The 17,880-nt window shown below is 63.5% G+C and carries 17 protein-coding genes; 10 read left to right on the top strand and 7 right to left on the bottom strand.

Going from position 1 to position 17,880, the window contains the following annotated elements; translation table 11 throughout:
* Window positions 1-81: 81 nt before the first annotated feature.
* The 3 genes from V1286_RS25930 to V1286_RS25920 form a co-directional block, all read right to left on the bottom strand.
* A complete protein-coding gene (locus tag V1286_RS25930) occupies window positions 82-768 on the bottom strand; it encodes a glutathione S-transferase family protein (RefSeq protein WP_334484333.1) in 687 nt (228 codons plus the stop codon).
* A 164-nt stretch (window positions 769-932) separates the two neighbouring features.
* Complete coding sequence (locus V1286_RS25925) at window positions 933-1,259, bottom strand: hypothetical protein (RefSeq protein ID WP_334484331.1); 327 nt, start codon at window positions 1,257-1,259, stop codon at window positions 933-935.
* Window positions 1,260-1,488: 229 nt separating this feature from the next.
* Complete coding sequence (locus V1286_RS25920; RefSeq protein ID WP_334484329.1) at window positions 1,489-2,622, bottom strand: site-specific DNA-methyltransferase; 1,134 nt, start codon at window positions 2,620-2,622, stop codon at window positions 1,489-1,491.
* Between the two features lie 279 nt (window positions 2,623-2,901).
* On the opposite strand from V1286_RS25920, the gene ypfJ reads away from it, so the two are divergent.
* Both ypfJ and moaB read left to right on the top strand, forming a co-directional pair.
* Window positions 2,902-3,840 (top strand): KPN_02809 family neutral zinc metallopeptidase, encoded by a 939-nt coding sequence (gene ypfJ, locus V1286_RS25915; protein ID WP_108518478.1) that lies wholly within the window; start codon window positions 2,902-2,904, stop codon window positions 3,838-3,840.
* A 117-nt stretch (window positions 3,841-3,957) separates the two neighbouring features.
* Window positions 3,958-4,521, top strand: coding sequence for a molybdenum cofactor biosynthesis protein B (moaB, locus tag V1286_RS25910; RefSeq protein WP_334484326.1), 564 nt, complete (start codon window positions 3,958-3,960; stop codon window positions 4,519-4,521).
* 148 nt (window positions 4,522-4,669) lie between these two features.
* Here the strand turns inward: moaB and V1286_RS25905 are convergent, their stop codons facing one another.
* Together V1286_RS25905 and V1286_RS25900 are read right to left on the bottom strand one after the other, a co-directional pair.
* The gene (locus V1286_RS25905) at window positions 4,670-5,599 is read right to left on the bottom strand and encodes a bifunctional helix-turn-helix transcriptional regulator/GNAT family N-acetyltransferase (protein WP_334484324.1); all 930 of its coding nucleotides are present in this window, start codon (window positions 5,597-5,599) and stop codon (window positions 4,670-4,672) included.
* Window positions 5,600-5,750: 151 nt separating this feature from the next.
* Window positions 5,751-6,323, bottom strand: a complete 573-nt coding sequence (locus V1286_RS25900; RefSeq protein ID WP_334484321.1) for a glycosyltransferase family protein — start codon at window positions 6,321-6,323, stop codon at window positions 5,751-5,753.
* A 189-nt stretch (window positions 6,324-6,512) separates the two neighbouring features.
* On the opposite strand from V1286_RS25900, the gene V1286_RS25895 reads away from it, so the two are divergent.
* The 5 genes from V1286_RS25895 to V1286_RS25875 all read left to right on the top strand — a co-directional run bounded on the left by V1286_RS25895 (window position 6,513) and on the right by V1286_RS25875 (window position 11,359).
* On the top strand, window positions 6,513-7,673 hold the full coding sequence (locus tag V1286_RS25895; RefSeq protein ID WP_334484318.1) for a PA0069 family radical SAM protein: 1,161 nt from the start codon (window positions 6,513-6,515) through the stop codon (window positions 7,671-7,673).
* A 159-nt stretch (window positions 7,674-7,832) separates the two neighbouring features.
* Window positions 7,833-8,282 carry a VOC family protein gene (locus tag V1286_RS25890; RefSeq protein WP_334484315.1) on the top strand — a complete coding sequence of 150 codons (450 nt, stop codon included), beginning with the start codon at window positions 7,833-7,835 and terminating at the stop codon, window positions 8,280-8,282.
* Entirely contained in the window at window positions 8,248-8,919 is a 672-nt protein-coding gene (locus tag V1286_RS25885; protein WP_334484312.1) for a GNAT family N-acetyltransferase, read from the top strand. Before V1286_RS25890 ends, V1286_RS25885 begins: the two co-directional genes overlap by 35 nt.
* Window positions 8,920-8,977: 58 nt before the next feature.
* Window positions 8,978-9,769 carry a ribonuclease HII gene (locus V1286_RS25880; RefSeq protein ID WP_417021185.1) on the top strand — a complete coding sequence of 264 codons (792 nt, stop codon included), beginning with the start codon at window positions 8,978-8,980 and terminating at the stop codon, window positions 9,767-9,769.
* An 81-nt stretch (window positions 9,770-9,850) separates the two neighbouring features.
* Window positions 9,851-11,359: a glycosyltransferase family 39 protein gene (locus V1286_RS25875; RefSeq protein WP_334484309.1), complete on the top strand. Its 1,509-nt coding sequence runs from the start codon at window positions 9,851-9,853 to the stop codon at window positions 11,357-11,359.
* A gap of 45 nt (window positions 11,360-11,404) precedes the next feature.
* Here V1286_RS25875 and V1286_RS25870 read toward each other — a convergent pair whose 3' ends face one another.
* The gene (locus V1286_RS25870; RefSeq protein WP_334489895.1) at window positions 11,405-12,241 is read right to left on the bottom strand and encodes a uracil-DNA glycosylase; all 837 of its coding nucleotides are present in this window, start codon (window positions 12,239-12,241) and stop codon (window positions 11,405-11,407) included.
* A 133-nt stretch (window positions 12,242-12,374) separates the two neighbouring features.
* Here V1286_RS25870 and V1286_RS25865 point away from each other — a divergent pair, with 133 nt between their 5' ends.
* From V1286_RS25865 to V1286_RS25855, 3 genes are all read left to right on the top strand, one after another.
* On the top strand, window positions 12,375-14,033 hold the full coding sequence (locus tag V1286_RS25865; protein WP_334484306.1) for an electron transfer flavoprotein-ubiquinone oxidoreductase: 1,659 nt from the start codon (window positions 12,375-12,377) through the stop codon (window positions 14,031-14,033).
* Between the two features lie 263 nt (window positions 14,034-14,296).
* Complete coding sequence (locus tag V1286_RS25860; RefSeq protein WP_334484303.1) at window positions 14,297-16,078, top strand: tetratricopeptide repeat protein; 1,782 nt, start codon at window positions 14,297-14,299, stop codon at window positions 16,076-16,078.
* A gap of 27 nt (window positions 16,079-16,105) precedes the next feature.
* Window positions 16,106-16,990 (top strand): 4-(cytidine 5'-diphospho)-2-C-methyl-D-erythritol kinase, encoded by an 885-nt coding sequence (locus V1286_RS25855; protein WP_334484301.1) that lies wholly within the window; start codon window positions 16,106-16,108, stop codon window positions 16,988-16,990.
* A 98-nt stretch (window positions 16,991-17,088) separates the two neighbouring features.
* On the opposite strand, the gene V1286_RS25850 is transcribed toward V1286_RS25855, so the two are convergent.
* Window positions 17,089-17,718: a LysE family translocator gene (locus V1286_RS25850; protein WP_334484298.1), complete on the bottom strand. Its 630-nt coding sequence runs from the start codon at window positions 17,716-17,718 to the stop codon at window positions 17,089-17,091.
* Window positions 17,719-17,880: the final 162 nt, after the last annotated feature.

Here is a 17,880-nt window from a genome sequence, read left to right as displayed (position 1 = left end):
ACACTGTTGGATGTGGAGGGACCGTCACCCCACCCCGGCGCGTCGCGCCGACCCGCCCCCTCAAGGGGCGGGTGAAGAAATTCAGGCCGCCTTCACCGACATGTGCTTGAACATGTTGCCGCGGGCTTCGTCATCCATCTCGGCCTTGAACTTGAAGCTATCCTTCAGCGCGATCGCCTTGGCGGCCGCCGGCCGCGCCATGATCTCATCGACCAGCCGCTTGACGTTGGGATATTTCGCGACCGCATCCTCGCCGAGAACGAAGGGGAGCATGCGGGCCCAGCCCCAGACGTCCATGTCGACGATGGTATAGGTGTCGCCGACCATATAGCGGCGGCTCGCGAGATGATCGTTGAGAATGCCAAAATGCCGCTGCGCCTCGAACTGGTAGCGGTTATGGGCGTAGTCGATTTTTTCCGGCGCAAAATGCTTGAAGTGGACGGCCTGGCCGGAATACGGGCCGACGCCGGTGGCGGCGAACATCAGCCATGACAGCAATTCGCCGCGGTTGGCGGGCGTGTTCGCAGGCAGGAACTTGCCGGTCTTTTCGGCGAGGTAGAGCAGGATGGCGTTGCTGTCGAATACCTTGACGCCGTCGTCGTCGATCGCGGGCACCTTGGCGTTCGGATTGATGGCGAGATATTCCGGCTTGAACTGGTCACCCTTGCGGGTGTCGACGGCGACCGGCTGATAGGCGAGGCCGGCTTCCTCGAGGAAGAGGGCGACCTTGGTCGGGTTGGGCGATCCGTTGAAATAGAATTTGAGCATTTTGGAATTCTCTCCCATTGCTTCTTGGCAGGACGGTTTATTGCGGCACGGGGCGGCATTGCCGCCTTGTGTCACGTCCATGCTCAAATTTTTGCGGGATGCGCAAGCGACGAGTTTGTGACCGGGCCCGGGCCGGCGCTCTCGAGACGAGCGAAGCTCGCTCTCTACGACAGCGCCAGACCGCCTATGCCGGCAACCGCAAGGCCGGCACCGGCAGCGATCATGAGGGATGCGAAGCGCATTTCCGAACGCAGCGCCGTTCGTTGCCCCGTGCGCTCCGATCCTCGCGCATAGCCGTGCACGATGATCTGCTCGCTGAAGGTGCCGCTGGCATCGAGAATGTCGGTCAAGCCCGCGCTGGCGACCAGGATGCCGAGGATGATCAGTCCGGCGGGGCCGAGCAAGCTCAACAGCAGTATTGGAAACAAGCCGATCAGGAAGATCGGCAGCAGTGGCAGCACGATGAACGACTCGGAGCCTCGCGTGCGCATGGCAGTAATCTCATTTGGGATAATGAATATAGCAGGTATCCGCTCAAATAGGGACGAAAAGGCGCGTGACCACCCGCGTGCCTGACAGGCCTGCCATGCCGGCTGATCGGGGTGGTTGCGCAGGGGGTAGGCAGGCCGCATTTCGCGGCATAGCCGCGGTCGTCTGCACGGTGCGGTGCTTTGGCGCGTCCTGCCGCGACACGCCGCAGGTGTCCTGCGGCGAAGCCGCTCAGCCCGCCGCCATCCCCGAGCGGATTTCGGCGCGCAGTTCGTCGATCAACCTCAGGCCGCTCTTGGTTTCGACATGCCAGAACGTCCAGCCGTTGCAGGCGCCGGAGCCTTGCGCGACCGCGCCGATGCGGTGGATCGAGCCGACCTTGTCGCCGAGCATGATGGCGCCGTCGGCGCGAACCAGTGCGCCATGGCGCTTCTTGGAGTCGACCAGCTTGGTGCCGGGCGGAATCATGCCGCGCTCGATCAGTTCGGAGAACGCCACGCGGGGGGCGTCGCGCGCGGTCATGAACGGCGCCAGCGTCGCGTCGGGCAGCGGTTCGACCGCCGCGATGCGCTCCTCGGCCGCTTTCGCATAGGTCTTGTCGCGCTCGAAGCCGATGTAGCGGCGGCCGAGACGTTTTGCCACGGCGCCGGTCGTGCCGGTGCCGTTGAAGGGATCGATCACGAGGTCGCCGGGTTTCGACGACGACAGCAGCACGCGCGCCAGGAGGCCCTCGGGCTTCTGGGTCGGATGCACTTTCTTGCCGTCGGCGCCCTTGAGACGCTCTTCGCCGGTGCAGAGCGGGATCAGCCAGTCGGAACGCGCCTGCACGTCCTCGTTGGCGGCCTTCAGGGCTTCGTAATTGAACGTATAGCCCTTGGCCTTCTCGTCGCGCGCCGCCCAGATCATGGTTTCATGGGCATTGGTGAAGCGGCGGCCGCGGAAATTCGGCATCGGATTGGTCTTGCGCCAGACGATATCGTTGAGGACCCAGAAGCCGAGGTCCTGCATGATCGCGCCGACGCGGAAAATGTTGTGATAGGAACCGATCACCCACAGCGTTGCCGACGGTTTCATGATCCGGCGACAGGCCAGCAGCCAGGCGCGGGTGAAATCGTCATACGCCGCGAACGATGAGAACTTGTCCCAATCGTTGTTGACGGCATCGACATGGGATTCATCGGGGCGCTTGAGGTCGCCCTTCAGCTGCAGGTTATACGGCGGATCTGCGAACACCAGATCGACGGAACCAGCCGGAAGCTTCGACATCTCGGCGACGCAATCGCCGACGACGATGCGAGCGCTGGACTCAGACTCAAATTTAGTGCGGGGCGCCCTTGCAGACGCCCCGCGACGCGACACTACCATGACTCAATTACTCTGACTCAGGCGACGCTGTCGGCGACGCGGGACTAAACAACCGACTGGCGATACATTGACCCCGCAAAGTAAAAATCGACTTAACCAAGTCTGTTGCCGACAGAGAATGCGGAAGAGAGTCTGCCGATTACATTACCAGCAGAGATTGCGGCCGCTCGCGCACTAGGCAGTTTTTGCCGGGCGGGCTATTGATTAATGGAATGGAAATTTTACGTGATTGCCGCGTTGCGTATTCGAGCAAACAGCCGGGGATGAGGAAATACCGCCATGCGTTACGATGATTTCCGCCGCAGCGACGACATTGAAGACCGTCGCGATGATAGCGGCGGCGGAATGGGTGGCGGTGGTGGCGGTTTTGGTCTGCCGATGGGCGGCGGCGGGCTCGGCATCGGCACCATCATCGTGCTCGGCCTGGTCGGCTATGCTTTCGGAATCGATCCGCGCATCCTGATCGGCGGCGCCGAAATCCTGACCGGCGGCAACCAGGCGCCGACCTACCAGACCGATCGCCGGTCGGGGCCGGCCAAGACCGGCGCGCCGAAAGACGAAGTCGGCAGCATGATCGCCGGCATTCTTGGCGAGATCGATGACCGCTGGAGCGAGATCTTCCAGTCCAGCGGACAGAATTACACGGGACCGCGCATCGTGCTGTTTCGCAACGCCACCAATGGCGGCCGCTGCGGCATGGCGCAGTCGGCGATGGGACCGTTCTACTGCCCGCCGGACAAGCAGATCTTCCTCGACACCGGTTTCTTCCGCGAAGTCGAGACGCGCTTTCGCGGCTGTTCGGGCAGCACCTGCAAATTCACGACAGCCTATATCATCGCCCATGAAGCGGGACATCACATCCAGAACCTGCTCGGCATCCTGCCGCGGGTGCAGCGGCTGCAGCAGCAGGCCGGCAGCAAGGCGGAAGCCAACGCGCTGCAGGTCAAGGTCGAACTGCAGGCGGATTGTCTTTCCGGCGTCTGGGTCAACCGCGAGGAAAAGAAACGTCCGGGCTTCGTCGAAGCCGGCGACATCGACGCGGCATTGAAAACAGCAACCGCGATCGGCGACGATACGCTGCAGCGACAGTCGACGGGCAGGGTGGTGCCGGACAGCTTCACCCACGGCTCCGCGGCACAGCGCAAGCAATGGTTCATGACCGGCTACCAGCAGGGCACGGTGCAGGCCTGCAACACGTTTGCCCAAGGCGCTTTGTAGCTTAAGCTGGAAAAGTATTCGTCATGGCCGGGCTTGTCCCGGCCATCCACGTCTATAGTCTTAAATCGAAAACGTGGATGCCTGGGACAAGCCCGGGCACGACGGGAAGAGGCGGTCATGTCCTCCATCGATGAATCAAAACAATTCGTGCCGCTCAACATCGCGGTGCTGACGGTCTCCGACACCCGCACGCTGGCCGATGACAAATCCGGCACCACGCTGGCGGAGCGGCTGACGGCGGCGGGTCATCGGCTTGCCGCGCGCGAGATCATCGTCGACGACATCGATGCGATCCGCGTCATCATCAAGCGATGGATCGCCGACGAGGGCGTCGATGCCATCATCACCACCGGCGGTACTGGATTTACCGGCCGCGACGTGACGCCGGAGGCGGTCGAGCCGCTGTTCGAGAAGCGGATGGATGGCTTTTCCATCGCCTTCCACATGCTGAGCCACGCCAAGATCGGCACCTCGACGGTGCAAAGCCGCGCCACTGCCGGCGTTGCGGGTGCGACCTTCATCTTCTGCCTGCCGGGATCGCCGGGCGCCTGCCGCGATGCGTGGGACGGCATCCTCGCCGCCCAGCTCGATTACCGCACGCGTCCCTGCAATTTCGTCGAGATCATGCCGCGGCTCGACGAGCATTTGCGGCGGCCTAAAGCACAAGGCGCGTCGGCCTGACGAAGATTCTAGCGTGGCCAAACCAGCCGCGACCAGATCGCGTGCCACATCTTGCGATACCACTCTTCGCGCAACCCATGTGCGCGCTTGATGTAAAAGTCCAGGAGGTCCGGCGTGACGCGCCGCGGGATATCGCGACGCCGCGGCTTCACAGTTCGAGTTCCCAGGTTTCGCCGATCAGGTCTTGACCGAAACTGCGGTGCGGCTCGGTGGCGACCAGCTTGAACCCGGCCTCGTGATAGATTTTGCGGGCGGCAACCAGAATGCTCTGGGTCCACAGCGTGATCCGGCGATAGCCGCAGGCCTTCGCGAACGCGATGCATTCGCCGACCAGCCGATGGCCCAGCCCCTGGCCACGCCCGGCCGGGTCGACCAGCAAGAGCCGCAGCTTGGCGATATCGTCGGTGTGCCGCACCAGAAATATCGAGCCGACCTGCGCTCCCTCGATCTCGGCGATCCAGCAACGTTCCCGCGATGCGTCGAACGAGCTGAGGAACTTGGCTGCGATCTCGGCGACGAGCCCCTCGAACGAGGAATCCCAGCCGTATTCGCGGGCGTAGAGCGCGCCGTGGCTCTGCACCACCCATCCCATGTCGCCGGGACGCGGCTCGCGCAGCGTCGCCGGCTTTGGCGCTACACTGCCATCACCGAGCAGCCGCTCGATGTCCGTCATTGCCCCGATCAGGCGCTCCCTGCCGCCGCGTGTCAGCGCGGCAAGCATCGCCGCAACGTCGTCCTTTGTATTGCGCTCGAGTTTGGCGAACGCCTGACGGCCCTTGGCGGTCAATCCGAGCCGGTATTGCCGGCGGTCGGACGGCAGCGGTTCGCGGCTGATCAACCCGGTTTCATCGAAATTCTGCACGATGCGGCTGAGATAGCCGGCATCGAGGCCCAGTTCGGCGCCAATCTCCTTGGCTGAGAGATCTTCGCGGTGGGCGAGCTCGTACAGCACCCGGGCTTCGCTCAGCGAGAACGGGCTTTTCACGAGCTGCTGGTCCAGCACGCCGAGCTTGCGGGTGTAGAAGCGATTGAAGGCGCGAACCGCCGCGACGTCCCGTTCGGAATCCGGTTGGGGCATGATGCTTCCTCGATATTTGCCATTGTCAAATATATGATTGCCTTTGGCAAGTATATATTTGGCAGGCGTCCTGCGAGGCGCGCCAGCCCCGTTCTACTTTGCATGGGGTTGTTTTCGATATTTTGTGTCTGGGCCCTGCGGTGTACCGCTTTTAGGCGACGACCATGATCCGGCTGCGCAACTGGGTGCGCGCCGAGCGGCCGAGTTGGCGCAACAGCCGCGTCTCGGAACGGCGCGAATCCGGCCGGTAGCCGCCAAGCCGCTCATAATGGTCGCGCGCGATCAGGAGGCCTTGTTCCGCCGACGGGCCGGTAATCATGCGGGCGACGAATTTGAAGCCGTCGCGCAGCCGCGTGTCGGCATAGGGCGAGCGGGCATAGCGAAAGACCCCGGCGCGCGGCCGGTCGCTGCTCGATACGTTCTGGATGAACTGCGTGGTCTCGTCGATCCATCCATTGTCGAGCACCGCGCCGGCGTGCAGGAACATCAGCCATGGCGAGCGCGCCGCCCGCGCGCCTGCGGCCAGCGCCGCGGCGCGTGTTCCTTCAAACCCGAGAAAGCGGCACCCGGCGACGTCGGCCACCCGTTCGATCACGCCGTTGCCGGCCCTGTCGACCAGCAGCACCTCGCGGATGACGCCGGCTGCCGCTCCCGGCACCAGCGCCGCCAGCGTTGCGACGGCGGGCTGCTCGACCCCTTCGGTTGGAATGATCACGCTCAACATGGATGAGGCTTCGGTGACTCAAACGAGGAAAAACGCCGCACCGTTATCATGTTGTCACAATCAAAACAGCCGCTTGCGTGCAGCTTTTTGCGGCACTGGCGCCAATACCCTTTTCCGATGTTTGCGCTTCGTTGTGATTGTTGTCGATGATGTTCTTGATTTGTTCTTACGACGTGCTATGTTCGCTTCATGAGCCGAGCATCCTCTCATGCCCTCAAGCACCCGCCGGTCACGGCGCCCTCCGAGCCGGCGGGTGCGACACCTTTTCCTGAGCTTGCGGTCGCCATCGAAGGCCAGCGACGGCGTGGCCGCGGCGCGCAGTCCAACGATAGCGGCCGGTTCGAGGCCGAGGCGCGGGTCGCCTTCGACGATGGCTGGCAGAGCCTGGACGAACTGCCGCCGTTCAAGACGACGGTATCGCTCGATACCTCGCGCAAGGTCATCACCCGTAACGACTCGCCCGACATCGGGTTCGACCGTTCTATTAATCCGTATCGCGGCTGTGAGCATGGCTGCGTCTACTGCTTCGCGCGGCCGACCCACGCCTTTCTCGGATTGTCGCCCGGGCTCGATTTCGAATCCAAGCTGCTGGCCAAGCCGGACGCGCCGGAACTGCTCGAGAAGGAACTGGCCGCCTCCGGTTACGAGCCGCGCATGATCGCGATCGGCACCAACACCGACCCGTATCAGCCGATTGAGCGCGAGCACAAAATCATGCGCGGCATTCTCGAAGTGCTCGATCGCGCCGGCCATCCCGTCGGCATCGTCACCAAATCGGCGCTGGTGACGCGCGACATCGATATTCTGCAGCGGATGGCGAAGCGCAATCTGGCCAAGGTCGCCATATCCGTGACCACGCTCGATCCCAAGCTTGCGCGCACCATGGAGCCGCGCGCCTCGATGCCGCCGAAGCGGCTGGAGGCGCTGCGGCAATTGTCGGAGGCCGGCATTCCCGCGACCGTGATGGTCGCGCCTGTCATCCCCGCGCTGAACGATTCCGAGATCGAACGCATTCTCGATGCCGCAGCCCATGCCGGCGTCAAGGAAGCAAGCTACGTGCTGCTGCGGCTGCCGCTGGAAGTGCGCGACCTGTTTCGCGAATGGCTGATGGCGAACTATCCCGACCGTTACCGTCACGTCTTCACCCTGATCCGCGACATGCGCGGCGGGCGCGACTATGACTCGCAATGGGGCACGCGGATGAAGGGTACCGGCCCGATGGCCTGGATGATCGGGCGGCGGTTCGAAATCGCTTGCGAAAAGCTCGGCCTCAACAAGCGCCGCTCGAAGCTGACGACCGATCATTTCATCAAGCCGAAGCGAAGCGGACAGCAACTGAGTTTGTTCTAGAAGCCGTCATTCGGGCGCAAGCGACTTGTCCGCCGTAGCTCGAAGAGCGAAGGCGGAAGCAATCCATGTCGCCACGGAACAATGGATTGCTTCGTCGCTTACGCTCCCTTGCGCAAACGCTTCGCGTTTGTCGCAGGCAATGACGGATAGGAGAGTAGCATGAATACCAAAGCGCCAACCCCCCGGTTCACGGTCATCACGCTCGGCGTAACCGACATGCGCGCCAGTATCGCGTTTTACGAAGCGCTCGGCTTTGCCCGAAAAATGCAGGCAACCGGCGAGGCGGTCGCTTTCTTCGACACTGGCGGCACGCTGATCGCGCTTTTCCCGTGGGATCAACTCGCCCGTGACGCCACACTGCCGGATCAGCCGCGGCCGAAAACCTTTCGCGGAACGACGCTCGCCTGGAATTGCGGCTCCGTCGAGGAGGTCGACATCGTGCTGGATTTCGCCATCTCCTGCGGCGCGTCGCTATTGAAGTCCGCACACAAGACCGAGTACGGCGGTTACTCCGGCTATTTCGGCGATCCCGACAACCATCCCTGGGAAGTCGTGGTCGCGCCCGGCATCGAGGTTGGCAACGACCGGCGGGTTCATCTGCCGGATTAAAACCCACGATGCGATGGCCGCGCCGCTTCTCTCTGCCGGCAAGTTGCGGTATTGCAGCTTGATGAACCAGAAGCCCGCACCGCTATCGGAAAAGCAGCCGCTCGTCATCTTGACGACGCCGCGCCTGATTCTGCGCGCTGTGGTCGAAGAGGATATATCTACTCTGCAGAATCTGGTCTTCGCCGACAGCGATGTCATGCGCTTTGCATTTTCCGGAGCGACGATGGCACGGGACGCGGCCGAAGATTTCATCCGGAGGTTCTTCACCTTCGGTGTCAGCCTCACGGGGATGGCGGTTCTGATGGAAAAGCCCGCGGGCGATATCATCGGCTTTGCCGGCTTGTCCCCATGCAACGCGCTGGGAGCCGACGATTTTGAGATCGGGTTTGTCCTTGCGCGCCGGGCATGGGGCAAGGGGATCGCAACCGAAATCGGCGAGGCGCAGCTTGCCTTTGGGTTCGAGCAACTCAAATGCGGCAGATTGCTCGGGCTGGTCGATCCGCGAAATGCACCGTCCATTCATGCGCTCGAGAAGCTCGGAATGCGCTATCAGGAGACGATTGCGGATCCCGAACGCGGAAGTCGGAGCGTTTATGTGATTGAGGCCGCGGAGTGGCAACGGCGGCGCGCTGAATAACGGGAATTGTGCCGGGTTTCCGGTTGCGCCCGGGCGCGCGCTTTCGCACGATCCCGGCATGATTCGGGACAAGTCCGCCAAGAAAAACACCAAAAAGACCGACAAGAAGGCTGGCATGGAACAGGCCGAGCCGCTCAAGGGCGTAATCGCAGTCGCGCCGCCGAGCTTTCGCCGCGAAAGAGCGCTGATCAAGCGTGGCGTCTGGCCGGTGGCCGGCTGCGACGAGGCCGGCCGCGGTCCGCTGGCAGGTCCGGTGGTGGCGGCCGCCGTCGTGCTCGACCCCAGGCGAATTCCCAAAGGGATCGACGATTCCAAGCGGCTGACCGCCGAGCGCCGCGAGGAACTGTTCGAGGAAATCTGCGCGACATCGTCCTTTGCGGTCGCCTTTGCCTCGCCGGCGCGGATCGATCGCGACAATATCCTGCGCGCCTCGCTCTGGGCGCTGGCGCGGGCCGTGCGCGCGCTGCCCGAAATGCCGCAGCATGTGTTTGTCGATGGCCGCGACAAGATCGACGTGCCCTGCGACTGCGATGCAGTAATCGGCGGCGACGGCATCGTCATGTCGATTGCAGCCGCCTCGATCATCGCCAAGGTAACGCGCGACCGCCTGATGTGCGCATTGGCGCTGGATTGCCCGGGCTACGGCTTCGAAACCCACAAGGGCTACGCCGTGCCGGAACATCGCGAGGCGCTGGACCGGTTAGGCCCGAGCATCCACCACCGCCGGTTTTTCGCGCCGGTGATCGCCGCGCGGCTGAAACATTACCCCGAGACGGCCCAAGAGACGGTCGAACCCGATCTCTTTGCCGTGGACGGAGAGATTACTTCCGAGATTTCAGTCACGATCTGAGGCCGGTTGCCTCGGCGGCTCCTGCGCTCTATCAAACGTCCCTGGGGGACAGGGCTGCCCGGCCCGGCATTCGGACGTTTCATGCGCTTCACCTCGCTCGTTGTCGAACTGATCCGCGCCCGGCCGCGCCTGGTGGTCTGGATCGTGGTGCTGGCCCAGGCCGGGCTTTGGCTGATCCTGCCGATGCTGCTCTATCCGAGTCCGCCCGGCGACCTTGCGACCGTGCTGGCCTTCGGCCGGGAGTACCAGGTCGGAACCTGGCTCGGTCCGCCGCTGGCGTTCTGGCTCGCTGACATTGCTTTCCGAGCCGCCGGCAACAACATGTTCGGCGTCTATCTGCTGGCGCAGGCCTGCGCCGTCGTCACCTTCTGGGTCTATTATCAACTGGCCCGCGCGATCGTCGGCGGGCAGCAGGCGGTGCTCGCGGTCCTGCTCTCGCTGACGGTGGTGGCGTTCAGCTCGCCCGGCGTCGAGTTCGGCCCGCTGGTGCTGGCACGCCCGCTGTGGGCGCTGCTTTTGCTGCATTCCTGGCAATTGATCGGCCAGAACCGGCGCAATGCGTGGTTCGCCTGGTCGATCGAGGCCGGGCTGCTGCTGCTGACGACGTCGGCCGCGCCCGGAATATTGCTGCTGCTCGCCGGATTTGCCGTTGCCACCGTGCGGGGGCGGCGGGTCTTGATGTCGCTCGACCCGCTCTATGCGCTGCTCGTGATCGCCGTCCTGGTGTTACCCTATCTGATCTGGCTGCTCCGCGCCGACGCACTCGCCATGCCGCCATGGCCCGCGATCTCCGATCTTGGCGCGCGCGTCCTGCAATGGGGTGGGCTGCTCATCGGCCTGGCGCTGGCGATGTCCGCCATCGTGCTGCTGGCAATCCTCAATTCCGGCTGGTTCGCCCGCAATGCCGGGGAAGCGCCGATCATCTATCGGCCGCCGGTCGATCCGCTGGCGCGCGACTTCGTCTATTTCTTCGCCATCGCCCCGGCGCTGCTCGGAAGTTTCCTGGCCGGGCTGTTCAATTTCGACCACGTCGTGGGCGGCGCGGGCGTTGCATTGCTAATGTCGGGGCTTGCCGTGATCGTGGCGACCGGCGATCTGATTCACCTGCGGCGTCAGCGCATGTTGCGCACGGTCTGGGCCGCGGCGGTCGCCGCTCCCGCTGTCGCGGTGATCGCGACCGCGTTTGTTCTGCCGTGGACCGGCGCTGCCGAAGTGCCGACCGCGTTGCCGGCGAAGGCGATTGCGCATTTCTTCGGCGACAATTTCGAACGGCGAACCAACCAGCGGCTGCGCGCGGTAGCCGGCGATCCGCAACTGGCGAGTTTCATCGCGATGAGCGCCGGGCGCCCGCATCTGTTGCTCGACGCCACGCCGGAACGAACGCCGTGGCTGTCGGCGGCGAAATTCAGCGAGACCGGCGGCGTCGTGGTCTGGCGCGCCTCCGACACCTCAGGCACGCCGCCTCCCGAGATCGCGCAACGCTTTCCGGGCCTGGTGCCGGAAGTGCCGCGCGCTTTCGAATGGATGGTGAACGGCCGCCAGCCGCTGTTGCGCGTCGGCTGGGCCATCGTGCGGCCGAAGGCGCCGTAGTCGGTCCCTCGGCCCATCCTTCGAGACGCCCGCTTTGCGGGCTCCTCAAGATGAGGGAGACACTGTCTGCTCAAGTGCCTTTGCAATCGCGCGCAGATCCTGCCACGACATCCGCTTGTAGGAGGGCGACCGCAACAGGTAGGCCGGATGGAACGTCGCCATGGCGCGGATGGTGCGGGTGCCGGTGTCGTAGTCGAACCATTTCCCGCGGGTCCTCATGATGCCCTCGCGGGTTGACAGCAGCGTTTGCGTCGAGGGATTGCCGAGCGTCACCAGCACGTCCGGGTTCACGAGCTCGATCTGCCGCTGGATGAACGGCAGGCAGATTTGCGTTTCCTGCGGCGTCGGCGTCCGGTTGCCGGGCGGTCGCCAGGGGATCACGTTGGCGATATAGGCCTTGCTGCGGTCGAGCCCGATCGCCGCGATCATCCGGTCGAGCAATTTGCCGGAACGCCCGACAAAGGGCAGGCCCTCGATGTCTTCGTCCCGCCCGGGCGCCTCACCGACGAACATGATGCGCGCCTGCGGATTGCCGTCGGCAAACACCAGCCGCGTCGCGGTGTTTTTCAGCGCGCAGCCCTCGAAATTTTCCAGGAGCGTGCACAGCGCTTCCAGCGTCGGCGCCGTTCGCGCCGCTTCGCGCGCGATGGCGATCGCCGCTTCCGGCGGGGGCGCTATTTCGCTGCGCGGAACCGCCGGCGTCGCGGCGGGCACTTCCCTGATCGGGCGGGCTGGCGTCGTCTCGCGGACCGGGACGGGGGCTATCGGGGCGTCGGGCTCGCTCAGCCGATCGACCGGCGCCTCCGTCAACGCGCAATCGACCCCGGCCTCCAGATAAAAGGCCAGCAATTGCCTGATATTAGGCGCGGGTTCGGGGATCAAATCCATTATGCCAATCTAATATGGATCGCGCCGGCGTGAAACGCCTCGCCTCGCATTTCCATGGTTGTTATCGGCGCAAAAATCGGAAACAACCAGCCTTTAGAGCCGTTCTCAATCGGGCTGAGATCAGATCATGAGTGCAGAAGAACTTCCTCCCCGCGAATCCATGGAATTCGACGTCGTGATCGTCGGCGCCGGGCCGTCGGGCCTTGCCGCGGCGATCCGGCTGAAGCAGCTCAATGCCGATCTCAGCATCGTCGTGGTGGAGAAGGGTTCCGAAGTCGGCGCGCATATTCTCTCAGGCGCCGTGATCGATCCGGTGTCCCTCGACAAACTGATCCCGGACTGGCGTGAGGACGCGGATTGTCCGCTGAAGACGCAGGTCAAGGACGATCGCTTCTACTGGACCACCGCAACCAGCGCGATCCGGCTGCCGAACTTCGCCATGCCGCCGCTGATGAATAACCATCACTGCTATATCGGCTCGCTCGGCGATGTCTGCCGCTGGCTGGGGCCGAAGGCGGAGGCGCTCGGCGTCGAAATCTATCCGGGCTTTGCCGCGGCCGAGGTACTTTATGATGACAACGGAGCGGTGCGAGGTATCGCGACCGGCGACATGGGCATTGCCAGGGATGGCAGCCTCAAGGATTCTTTCACGCGCGGCATGGAACTGCTGGGCAAGTACACGCTGTTCGCCGAAGGTGCGCGCGGCAGCCTGAGCAAGCAGTTGATCGCGAAATACTCGCTCGACGCCAAGAGTGAGCCGTCGAAATTCGGCATCGGGCTGAAGGAAGTCTGGGAGATCGATCCCGCAAAACACCAGAAGGGCCTGATCCAGCATTCGTTCGGCTGGCCGCTCAACAATTCGACTGGCGGCGGCTCATTCCTCTACCACTACGACGACAACAAGGTGGCGGTCGGCTTCGTCGTGCATCTCAATTACGACGATCCGTATCTGTCGCCGTTCGACGAATTCCAGCGCTTCAAGACCCATCCTTCGATTCGCACCGTGTTCGAAGGCGGCAAGCGGCTTTCCTATGGCGCGCGCGCCATTACTGAGGGCGGCTATCAGTCGGTGCCGCGTCTGAGTTTCCCGGGTGGTGCGCTGATCGGCTGCGCCGCCGGCTTCGTCAACGTGCCGCGCATCAAGGGCGTGCACAATGCGATGGGCAGCGGCATGCTCGCCGCCGAACATGTCGCCGCAGCGCTTACCGCCGGGCGCGCCAACGACGAACTGGTCGAATATGAGAACGCCTGGCGGGATTCCGCCGTCGGCCGAGACCTGCACCGGGTTCGTAACGTCAAGCCGCTGTGGTCGAAGTTCGGCACCATCATCGGCGTCGCGCTCGGCGGCTTCGACATGTGGTGCAACACGCTGGGCTTCTCGCTGTTCGGAACCCAGTCGCACGCCAAGCCCGACCGCAAGACGCTGGATGCGGCGAAGGCGCACACCCCGATCGCCTATCCCAAGCCGGACGGCAAGTTGACTTTCGACAAGCTGTCGTCGGTGTTCCTTTCCAATACCAATCATGAAGAGGACCAGCCGGTTCATCTCAAGGTCGCCGACATGAACCTGCAGAAGGCGTCCGAGCACGATGTCTATGCCGGTCCGTCGAACCGCTATTGCCCGGCCGGCGTCTACGAATGGGTCGAGGAAACCTCAGGTCCGCGCTTCCAGATCAACGCCCAGAACTGCGTCCACTGCAAAACCTGCGACGTGAAGGACCCGAACGGCAATATCACCTGGGTTCCGCCCGAGGGCGGCGGCGGGCCCAACTACCAGGGTATGTAGCGAGGCCGTAGACCACGATTGCGTGAGCTGGAGGAGGGTGATACCGCCTCCGGCCACGATACCGCCATAGTAAAAGCGTTTCCGGGTTGAGCTGGCTAAATCGAAGCCTCAAGGGCCTAATCTGCCAATCGATTCGCCAACCCGTATCCTTGCGGTTGAGGGCCAAAAGCGGCATTGTCGCTGCCCGAGATGCCGCCGCTTGGGTTTGCATTCGAGACCGATCGTAACGATCCCGCCATACATCCTGGAGCAAGGCGAACGTGATGCTTTCCACTCGTATGAATCGTTGGACCTTCGCCGCAATTACTCTCGCCGCACTGGCCGCACCGGCTGCGGTTTTGGCCCAGACGCCCGAACACACGGGCGATAACGCCGCGCAATTCCCCAGCAAGGCCGATCTGAAATCGCTGACGACGTCCGGCAGCTATCTGGCCGCGCGCCACGCCAGCGTCGAGCGCGACGCGGCTTCGGCCGCGGCGTTCTATCGCTCCGCGCTGCGCACCGATCCGAAGAACAACGAACTTTTGGACCGCGCCTTCATCTCCTCGCTTGCCGATGGCGACATCGATGAAGCGGTCAAGCTCGCCGATCGCATCCTGACGATGGACAAGGCGAACCGCGTCGCGCGGCTGGTGGTCGGCGTCCGCGACCTCAAGCAGAAGAAATATCCCGCCGCGCAGCTCAACATCAACCAGTCGATCCGCGGACCGATTACCGACCTGGTGGCGACGCTGCTGTCGGGATGGGCGAGCTACGGCGCGGGCGATGCCAAGGCGGCGGTTGCAGGTATCGACAAGCTGACCGGCCCCGAATGGTATCCGATCTTCAAGGATCTCCACACCGGGATGATCCTGGAAATATCGGGCAAGGACAAGGATGCCGGCACGCGGTTCGAGCGCGCCTACAAGCTCGACGATTCGATGCTGCGCGTGTCCGACGCCTATGCGCGCTGGTTGTCGCGCAACAAGGACGGCGCGGCGGCGGCCGGCATTTACGAGGCGTTCGACAAAAAGCTGCCGCGGCATCCGCTGGTGCAGGAAGGGCTGCGTGACACCCGGGCCGGCAAAAAGATGTCGCCGCTGGTCGATTCGGCGCAGGCCGGCGCAGCCGAGGCGCTGTACGGCATCGGCGCCACGCTGACCCGCCGCGGTGGCGAGGATTTGGCGCTGGTCTATCTGCAGCTCGCGCTCTACCTGCAGCCCAATCATCCGCTGGCGCTGCTGTCGCTCGCCGATCTCTATGAGTCTGTGAAGAAGCCCCAGATGGCGATCAAGGTCTACGAGCGCATGCCGGCCAGTTCGCCGCTCAAGCGCAATGCGCAGATCCAGCTTGCCACCAATCTCGACGCCGCCGACCGTAGCGAAGAGGCGATCAAGATCCTGAAGGGCGTCACTGGGGAAGCTCCGAAAGATATCGAGGCCATCATGGCGCTCGGCAACATCGAGCGCGGCCGAAAGAAATTCAACGATTGCGCCAACACCTATTCGCTGGCGATCGATGCGATGCCCGGGGTGACCGACAAGAACACCTGGGTCACCTATTATTATCGTGGCATTTGCGAGGAACGTTCCAAGCAGTGGAGCAAGGCCGAGACCGACATGCGCAAGGCGCTGGAGCTGCAGCCCGAGCAGCCGCATGTCCTCAACTATCTCGGCTATTCCTGGATCGATCAGGGCATCAACCTCGACGAAGGCATGAAGATGATCAGGCGCGCCGTCGATCAGCGCCCCGACGACGGCTACATCGTGGATTCGCTGGGCTGGGCGTTTTACCGGATCGGTAATTTTGAGGACGCGGTGAAGAATCTCGAGCGTGCGATCGATCTCAAGCCCGAGGATCCGACCATCAACGACCATCTCGGCGATGCCTATTGGCGCGTCGGGCGCACGCTGGAAGCCAAATTCCAGTGGGCCCATGCCCGCGACCTCAAGCCCGAGGCGGAGGAATTGCCGAAGATCGAGGCCAAGATCGCCAACGGTCTGCCCGAAGACACCTCTTCTGCGGCTTCCGCCGACAAGAAGAAAGAAGACGGCAGGGGCGGCTGAGACAAGGACTTTGGGGGCTGTTCGGTAATGCCGGCATTGAGTGATGAGGCGCGCGCCAAGGTCAACCTGACCTTGCAGGTGAACGGCCGTCGTGCGGACGGCTTTCATGATCTCGAAAGCGTGGTGGCGTTCGCCGACTGCGCCGACCGGCTGACATTGACGCCGGGTTCGAATCTGGAATTGAAGATGTCCGGGCCGCTGGCGCTGGCTTGCGGCGAGACGTCGGACAATCTGGTGCTCAAGGCCGCGCGCCTGCTGGCCGAGCGCGTACCAAATATGAAGGCCGGCAGCTTCTCGCTCGACAAGGTCTTGCCGGTGGCGGCCGGAATCGGCGGAGGTTCGGCCGATGCCGCGGCGGCGTTGCGGCTGCTTTCGCAATTGAACGGGCTCGCGCTCGACGATCCCCGCATCATCGAGGTCGCGGAACTGACCGGCGCCGATGTACCGGTCTGCGTCAACTCACGCGGCTGCGTCATGACCGGCGTCGGCGAAACGCTGCAGCCGCTGAACCTGCCGAAAATGCCCTGCGTGATGGTCAATCCCGGCGTTCCCGTCGCGACCAAGGACGTCTTTGCCGCGCTGGGCCTGCGCAACGGCGAATTGCTGGTCGGCGCCACCGACGTGCTGCTGCAGGACCACTGGCCCGACGGGGTAGCATCGCTCGAGGACTGGGTTGAAGCACTCGCCGCCAGTTCCAACGATCTGGAAGCGCCGGCCATGCGCGTCCAGCCCGTGATCGGTGACGTCATCGCGGCGCTCAACGCGACCAACGGCGCCTGGCTGGCGCGGATGTCCGGATCGGGCGCCACCTGCTTTGCGATCTACGAGAACACCGCCGAAGCCGGCCGCGCGGCGGAGAAGATCCGGCGCGATCACCCCGGATGGTGGGTGCATGCGGGAACGCTGAGTTAGCTCGATTTCGTAGGTGGGCAAAGCGAAGCGTGCCCACCATTCCGAGTGAAATTGTTGATGGTGGGCACGGCGCAAGAGCGCCTTTGCCCACCCTACGGCTAGCTCGCTGGCCGCCGCGCCAGCGCCAGCGAAATACCAAGGCTTGCGATGAACAGCCCCGAGCCCTGCCGCAATCGTTGAAGCAGATTCGGATTGCGCGTGAGACCGGCGCGCGCCGTCGCGGCCAGCATCACCACGACGACATCGGCCAGCGTGTTGAGCGCCACCGAGATCAGGCCGAGCGCGATGAACTGGAGCGCAGGGTAGCCGCCGGCCGGGTCGAGGAATTGCGGAATGAAAGCCAGAAAGAAGGCCGCGGTCTTCGGGTTGAGGGCTTCGACCAGCACGCCTTCCCGAAACACCCGTTCTGTACCGGCAGCGATGGCCTGTTGCGGCAGCAGATCGCGCGCCTCGCGAAACGTCTTGAGGCCAAGCCAGACCAGATAGAGCGCGCCTGCGAATTTGAGTACGGTGAACAGCTCGGCACTGGCAAGGATGATCGCCGAGACGCCAAGCGCGCCCGCGATCACATGCACGAGCCCGCCGAGCGCCGTCCCGAACGTCGACGCGATGCCGGCTCGCTTGCCGCCCGACAGCGTCCTCGCGGCGACGTAGAAGATTCCAGGACCGGGGACAGCGGCGATGACAAGCGCGGCCAGGAGAAACAACGTGAAACTGGTGCCGTTCAATGCGATCTCTCTTGTAGGATGGGTAGAGCGAAGCGAAACCCATCAATAGGCTGCCAACGGCGTGAATGATAGTAGCGGCGTCATTGCGAGCGAAGCGAAGCAATCCATTGGGCCGCAAAGGAAGCATGGATTGCTTCGTCGCTTCGCTCCCTTGCGCAAACG

It is taken from the genome of Bradyrhizobium algeriense (assembly GCF_036924595.1).
Classification (GTDB): domain Bacteria; phylum Pseudomonadota; class Alphaproteobacteria; order Rhizobiales; family Xanthobacteraceae; genus Bradyrhizobium; species Bradyrhizobium algeriense.
This window is presented reverse-complemented; position numbering and strand designations above follow the sequence as displayed.